This window comes from Finegoldia magna (genome assembly GCF_018371055.1).
GTDB lineage: Bacteria > Bacillota > Clostridia > Tissierellales > Peptoniphilaceae > Finegoldia > Finegoldia magna_I.
This window is the reverse complement of record NZ_JAGYZD010000072.1, coordinates 1-7,527: the sequence shown is the minus strand read 5'-3', so window position 1 is coordinate 7,527 and position 7,527 is coordinate 1. Positions and strand designations below refer to the sequence as shown.

Genomic DNA, 7,527 nt, shown 5'->3' with positions numbered 1-7,527 from the left:
ACAAAGAGAAGACATCGAAAGAGGACAAGTATTAGCAGCACCTGGAACAATCCACCCACACACAAAATTTGAAGCAGAAGTATACGTATTAACAAAAGACGAAGGTGGAAGACACACACCATTCTTCTCAGGATACAGACCACAATTCTACTTCAGAACAACAGATGTAACAGGAAACATCGAACTAGAAGAAGGCGTAGAAATGGTAATGCCAGGAGATAACGCAAAATTCATCATCGAATTGATCACTCCAATCGCAATCGAAGAAGGATTAAGATTTGCCATCAGAGAAGGCGGAAGAACAGTAGGAGCAGGCGTTGTTTCTAAAATTATAGAATAATTAAACCTTATTTAAGGTAATAAATTTGACAAGCTGAGCATCCGTTTTTGATGGATGCTCTCATTTTTTAAAGGAGGATTTTATGAACGATTTAACGAGAATTTTGTTTGATTATTTTAAGGATAACGATATAGACCCAAACAAAGTTGCAAATATTATTGAAGATGCAAAAATCAACGTGCTTGATGAAATGTTCGGAGAAGAAGGAGAATGGGTGCTTAAAAAACTTGGCAATGTTGAAAGCTTTGACAAGGAAAAAATCTTCCATTCAATAGCACAAACATCCGATTCTGCTGGAGCAAAGATGAACTCTTCTGATGTGAACATTATCGTTGAAGATGTATTGAAGAAAATGAAATCCATCAAGAGAAACGTCTATCCAACAAAAGAAATCAGAGGATATGTTGAAGAAGCACTAAAAGAAGAAGGCTACAAAAAAGTATTAGAAACATACAAAAACAACTAATTTGAGATGTGAGAGTGTAGATTATTCTGCACTCTTTTTTATGAGATTGTATATTGAAAATCGTGGATAATGTTGTAATTACTAGCAGTTATGGATTTAAAGTATGTGATTGTTGGATAATGTTAAAAATATAAGTAAGATTTGTGAAATATATTTGTATAAATATTTATAGAAAAATAAAAATTTATAAAAAGATGAATAAGAAAGTAGTTTGTGTGATATAATTAAATCAAATAAAGGAGGGAGCAAATATGCTTATTAAAAGGCTACAAAAAGTAACTATAGCTATGTTACTTACGGCAATGATTTTGCCAACGACTATGTCAGAGGCTAAATCTCAAAATGTTTACAGGATAGCGGGTAGAACTAGAATAGCTACCTCAGCTGAAATTTCTAAGTCGGTTTATTCAAAATCAGAAAACGTTGTTCTTGCTAGTGGATTCAACTTTGCGGATGCATTATCAGCAGGACAACTTGCATCAGCACTTGATGCGCCATTGTTGTTATCGTCAAAAGATAAGTTAGATAGTGAAACTGAAAATGAAATCAATCGCTTGAAGGCAAAGAATGTTTACATTGTAGGTGGTGATCTTACAATTAAAAAGAGCAGTGTTGATTCTTATTTGAAAAAGAAAAACATCAAGGTTACAAGACTTGAAGGTAAAGACAGATATCAAACTTCACAAAAGGTAATGGAAAAAACTAAGGAGTTTATAAGTCCTGAATACTTATTGATTGCAAGTGGTAAAGATTTCCCAGATGCATTAGCTGCAACATCATTTATGGTAAATCACAAATCAGTAATGGTTTTAAGTGATGGTAATTCTTATCCACAATCAAACTTGAAAGAAATAGCTATAGGTGGTAAAAAACAACTTCCATTAGATAATTTCAAAGGAGAAAGAATTGCGGGAAGAAGCAGATATGAAACTGCGCTAGCGATAGCTAAGAGATCATTTAATGATAACAGAAATGCCGTGTTATCAAGTGGGCAAGTATTCGCAGATAGCTTGTCAGCAGTAAGCTTAACTAAAAGACACAACGCGCCAATCATACTTACTGAATTTGAAAATCTTACTAACAATACTAAAGAATACTTGAATAAAAGAGAAAACATATACATTGTTGGTGGATTAAAAACTGTCGATAAGGATATTTTGGCAAATATTACTTCAGAAGAAAAATACGAAATTCAAAAGTACGTAAACAAAAAATACTTTGAAACAGGAAAAGTTCCTACAAAGGCTGAAGCTAAAAAGAAGCTGAATAATTCACTACAAACATTACAAGACAAGAGAAAACAACTTTCTAGTTTGAATGCTCAATTAAAACAACAACTAGAAGAAGATGAAAAAAACAAAGAAAAAATCAAAGCTCAAATCAAAAGCCTTGAAGATCAAGAAAAACAATTAGAAGAAAAAAATAAACCTATAATAGCAGAAACTAACAAGAAAATTTCAGATATTGACAATTTGTTGCCAAAAATTGATGAAAGAATAAAAGAAGGCGCATTTGCATTCTTACCATGGGTAGTAGAAAATTATCCAGAATACAAGGAAGATGCTGATAAGGGTCTTGCAATTTTGAATGAATTTTATCAAAAAGGCGATGTTAAAAAGACACCTGAAGATGCTTCAGCTTATGATAACTTGTTAGCAACTGCAGACTATCTAGAAGAATTGAATAAATTGAGATTAAACGATGAAAACTTTAAAGATTTGAAAAAATTTGATACCAATTTTGAAATTTTGGCAAAGTCTATAGTTAGTTGTAACAGATCTGTAGATTACACTCTAGGTCACAGAGGTACATTTAGTGTATGGGAAAATTTGGCTTGGGGATATGCTGATCCATTTGATGGATGGTATTTTAAAGAAAAAGAGATTTATAATGAATTACTAAGTATCGCTAAGAAAAAATATTCAGATTTGTCAGAAAATCAAGCTATGGATAGAGCCATGGAAGATTATAGACAAGCACACAATATGAAAGATTTACCTGTTATAGGGCATTACACTCATACTATGGCGAATGGGCTCGATGTTACAGCTGTAACTAGAAATTTAAAAGGTGTGCAATTTAGTACTGTATATTGTATGGATAGCGACTATATTTGGAACGATTCAATAAAAATTTCTGAAGAAAAATACCGTGAAATCATCAAGGCATACGACAAGAGTAATGACAAGAAATATCTTCTTGAAGAAAAAGCAAAAGCACAAAAAACTATAAAGGATATTGAAAAGGAAAAAGAATTAAGATTACAAAAAATTGAAAATCTTAAAAAAGGTAATACTGATAAAATTATTAAAATCAAACAAAATATAAAATTGACTGAAGAAGAAATTCAAAAGGCAGAAAAAGACTACAACATTCATAAAGTTTTATATGATAAAGTTAAATAATTTTAAAGTCACAAAGGGTGCGGATGTTCTGCACTCTTTTTTATTGAACGAATTTATCAAAAAAATCTCAGATGATGTATAATATTATTAACTATAAAAATGGAACGATTTCCATCATTTTATAAAAAATATCATAATGAATTATGGAGGAGAAAAATGTTAAAAAATCAATTGAAAAAGTTGACTGTAGCGGCGTTGGTTGCGGCTATGATTGTGCCAGCAGGTGTATCAAATGCTGGGTCTGAACAAGTTACAAGAATTTCAGGCAAGGATAGGATCCAAACATCTGTAGAAATATCCAAATCAGCATACACTACATCAGAAAATGTCGTACTTGCGAGTGGATTCAACTTTGCAGATGCTTTGTCAGCAGGTCAACTTGCATCAGCACTTAACGCACCACTTTTATTATCATCACAAAACAAACTTGACTCACAAACAAAAAACGAAATCGAACGTTTGAAAGCGAAGAAAGTTTACGTAGTAGGTGGAGACAATGCAATAAGCAAAAATGGCGTCGACACAACATTAAAATCAGAAAACATCAACGTTACAAGACTTGAAGGACAAGACAGATATTCTACATCCCAAAAAGTCATGGAAAAAACAAAAGAAATCATCAACCCGGAATATTTGTTGATAGCAAGTGGCAAAAACTTCCCAGACGCATTAGCAGCGACATCCTTTTTTGTAAATCACAAATCAGTAATGGTACTAAGTGACGGAGTAACTTACCCACAATCAAATCTACAAGAAATTGCAATCGGTGGAGTTAACCAATTACCACTAAAAGGCTTCAAAGGAAAAAGAGTTTCCGGCAAAGACAGATATGAAACAGCACTAAAAATCGCAAAGATTTCATTTGACAAAAACAACAACGCAATCCTTGCAAGTGGACAAGTATTTGCAGACAGCTTGTCAGCAGTAAGCTTAACTAAAAAACACAACGCACCAATCGTACTTACACAATCAAATTATTTGACAGAAAATGCGAAGAAATATTTGAATGGCAAAAATGTGTTAATAGTTGGTGGTGAAAAGACTGTTGTGAATGATATTTTGACTAGTGGAAAACCTATAAGAAAAGATTTAGAAAAAGAATTCGAAGAGAGAAATAAAGAAGTAGATGAGGAGTTAATAAAACGAGAAAAAGAGTTTCAAGAAAAATGGGATAAAGAAAAAGAAGAATTTAAAAAAGGATTCAATGAACATGGAGAATATCATGAAGATATAGATGCTGAGTTAGATAAAATCGAAAACGAAAGACAATTGAAAACTGAAGAGCTAAATAAAAGACAAGCAAAAAATGAACTTGATGAAGTAGCGAGATCATTGAGCTTTTCAAGGGAGAATTTAAAAGAATTACAAGATAGATTGCAAAGATATCAAAATCCAGATAAAAACGAAAAGACCATTGAGGATGAAATTAAATATATTCAACGCGATATTGAAGAGTTTGAAAAAAGAAATAAAAAAATAAAAGACTACCATGAAAATAAAATTGAAGAAATAGACAAAGAGCTTGCATTGGTTGATACCCGAGTTAATGAAGGTGCATTCGCATTTTTCGAATGGGCAGGAGAAAAGTATCCGGATTACAAGATGGATGCCGACAGGGCACTTGATATACTGAACGAATATTATAAGAAAGGTGATGTTAAGAAAACACCAGGAGATGCTACAAGCTACGAAAACTTAATGGCTAGTGCAGATTTGTATAAACAACTTAAAGATTTTATATATAAAGCTAATGTTGTTTATAGTACAAACTTTTCTACTTTAGCAAAAGCAATGGTAAGCTGTAACAGAAATGTTTATTCTTCAAATAAAAACACATTTAATGTTACAGAATACTTATACAATGGACAGGGAAATCCAATAGAATATTGGTATTATGATGGAAAAGCTGTATATGATGAAGTGGTAAAAATAATAAACGAAAAATATGCAAACGAGTATTCACAAGATGCTATGGTAAAAGCTAAAGAAGATTACAAAAGAATACATGGGAAAGAGGCTGATTTTGGATATTTTGGCGATGTCATAGAATATACTGTTGGGATTGCAGCTATTGCAAGAAATACATCAAATACCGGATTAAATAATACTTTCTGTCTAAATGGAGGAAAAATGAACAGTTTTGTAACAAGAATTTGGAATTTTGATGAAATAATTCGAGGATATAAGGATGTAACTAATAAGGATGACTTGTTAAATGAAAAAGCTAAATCACAAAAAGAATTAAATGATTTAGAGCAATACAGAAAGAACAGGAAAGCTGAGATTGACCGCTTGAAAAAAGAAAAAAATGATAGACTTGCTAGATTAAAAGATGAAACTGCTAGATTAAAAGAAGAAATCAAAGAAATAGAAAAAGAAATCGCCAGACTTGAAAAAGAATACAAAGAAAAGAAAGAAGCTTACGACAAACTAAAATAACACAGGGAGTGCAGAGGAATCTGCACTCTTTTTTATTGAACGAATTTATCAAAAATATCTCAAAAGGGGTATAATAATATTGAAGGCAAAATAATGGAGAATTTCTATTGTTTTATTCAAATATCATAATGAATTATGGAGGAGAAATATGTTAAAAAATCAATTGAAGAAGTTGACTGTAGCGGCATTGGTTGCGGCGATGATTGTGCCAGCAGGTGTATCAAATGCTGATAAACAACAAGTTACAAGAATATCCGGCAAGGATAGAATACAAACATCTGTAGAAATATCCAAATCAGCATACACTACATCAGAGAATGTTGTACTTGCAAGTGGATTCAACTTCGCAGATGCTTTGTCAGCAGGACAACTTGCATCAGCTCTAGATGCACCACTTTTATTATCATCACAAGATAAACTAGATTCACAAACAAAAAATGAAATCAATCGTTTGAAAGCGAAGAAAGTTTTTGTTGTAGGTGGAGACAATGCAATCAGCAAAACTGGAATTGACACAACATTAAAATCAGAAAAGATTGACGTAACAAGACTTGAAGGACAAGACAGATACTCAACATCCCAAAAAGTCATGGAAAAAACAAAAGAAATCATCAACCCAGAATATTTGTTGATAGCAAGTGGCAAGAACTTCCCTGATGCACTAGCAGCGACAGGATTTTTTGTAAACCACAAATCAGTAATGGTTTTAAGTGACGGATTAACATATCCACAATCCAATTTACAAGAAATCGCAATCGGTGGTAAAAACCAACTACCACTAAAAGGCTTCAAAGGAAAAAGAGTTTCCGGAAAAGACAGATACGAAACAGCACTAGAAATCGCAAAGCTATCATTTGACAAGAACAACAACGCAATCCTTGCAAGTGGACAAGTTTTCGCAGATAGCTTGTCAGCAGTAAGTTTAACTAAAAAACACAACGCACCAATCGTACTTACACAATCAGATAGCTTGACAGAAAATGCCAAGAAATATTTGAATGGCAAGAACGTGTTTATAGTTGGTGGGGAAAAGACTGTTGTGAAGGATATATTGACTAGGAAAAAACCTGCTGTAAAAAAAGAAGATAAGAATTTGCACACAAAAACTGGTCAATATTATTCGAGTTTAATTAGTTCAAAATTATCTAAATCAAAATCGAGAGAGTATAACCAAGCTTACGATGTTAAAATCAAGGGTGATTATCTTATAGTGTCTGGAAACATGAAATACTTTAAAGAAATCAATTCTTTTTCAGGAGGTAAACCTATAGGTGACAGCGCAAGTCATACTTTCAAAATCACAAACAAAACAGTATTCAAATTGCATAGCGGACTAGCTCCTACAGCCTATAAAAAGCCAAATGAATTTATTGATTACTACCACAAAATTAGTAATACAGGATTGGGACTATCGATTACTGTTGAAAATGGCGTGGCAACTGAGGTTCTGATAGCTTCGTAAATATTAAACACAAGGGTGTAGATTGTTCTACACTCTTTTTTAATGAAATAATATATCAAATAATTCTCAAATAGGATATAATGATATTAAATATAGGAGGGAGTTTATGAACAAAACGAAGAACAAAAGCTTGTGGACACTTATCATTGGCGTGGTGTGTCTTGTGGTTAGTTTTATATTGAAGGATTTTCAGTTTGATTTCTTAGGGAATCTGAGGCCTATTGGATTAGTGACGGTATATATTTGCCCGATTTTAGGAATAATTGGAATTGTTTTTTCTTTGATTGAAAAAAGTGTAGTGAGGGCTATTTTGAATTTTTTGTTAGTATTAGCGTTTCCAATAGTTATGTTTGTGGGAAATATGCTAATTAGGTAGTATTTGATAATAAAATTTTTTATAAATTTATTAGTTATT

The 7,527-nt window shown here is 32.4% G+C and carries 4 protein-coding genes and 2 pseudogenes; all 6 read left to right on the top strand.

Translation table 11 applies throughout. The annotated features are described in order from the left end of the window. Window positions 1–340, top strand: a pseudogene (gene tuf, locus KHW44_RS04450) (elongation factor Tu); the annotation flags it as partial. Between the two features lie 82 nt (window positions 341–422). Next, entirely contained in the window at window positions 423–806 is a 384-nt protein-coding gene (locus tag KHW44_RS04445; protein ID WP_304066463.1) for an ATP cone domain-containing protein, read from the top strand. A 251-nt stretch (window positions 807–1,057) separates the two neighbouring features. Further along, on the top strand, window positions 1,058–3,211 hold the full coding sequence (locus KHW44_RS04440) for a cell wall-binding repeat-containing protein (protein ID WP_304066460.1): 2,154 nt from the start codon (window positions 1,058–1,060) through the stop codon (window positions 3,209–3,211). A gap of 156 nt (window positions 3,212–3,367) precedes the next feature. Next, window positions 3,368–4,291, top strand: a pseudogene (locus tag KHW44_RS10110) (cell wall-binding repeat-containing protein); the annotation flags it as partial. Window positions 4,292–5,798: 1,507 nt separating this feature from the next. After that, window positions 5,799–7,112: a cell wall-binding repeat-containing protein gene (locus KHW44_RS04430; protein WP_304066454.1), complete on the top strand. Its 1,314-nt coding sequence runs from the start codon at window positions 5,799–5,801 to the stop codon at window positions 7,110–7,112. Window positions 7,113–7,218: 106 nt separating this feature from the next. Continuing rightward, window positions 7,219–7,488 (top strand): hypothetical protein, encoded by a 270-nt coding sequence (locus tag KHW44_RS04425; RefSeq protein WP_094207937.1) that lies wholly within the window; start codon window positions 7,219–7,221, stop codon window positions 7,486–7,488. The last annotated feature ends 39 nt before the right edge of the window (window positions 7,489–7,527 follow it).

Coding starts and splice junctions, on each gene's coding strand:
- KHW44_RS04445 (WP_304066463.1), top strand. CDS start 423: ATGAACGATTTAACGAGAATTTTGTTTGATTATTTTAAGGATAACGAT.
- KHW44_RS04440 (WP_304066460.1), top strand. CDS start 1,058: ATGCTTATTAAAAGGCTACAAAAAGTAACTATAGCTATGTTACTTACG.
- KHW44_RS04430 (WP_304066454.1), top strand. CDS start 5,799: ATGTTAAAAAATCAATTGAAGAAGTTGACTGTAGCGGCATTGGTTGCG.
- KHW44_RS04425 (WP_094207937.1), top strand. CDS start 7,219: ATGAACAAAACGAAGAACAAAAGCTTGTGGACACTTATCATTGGCGTG.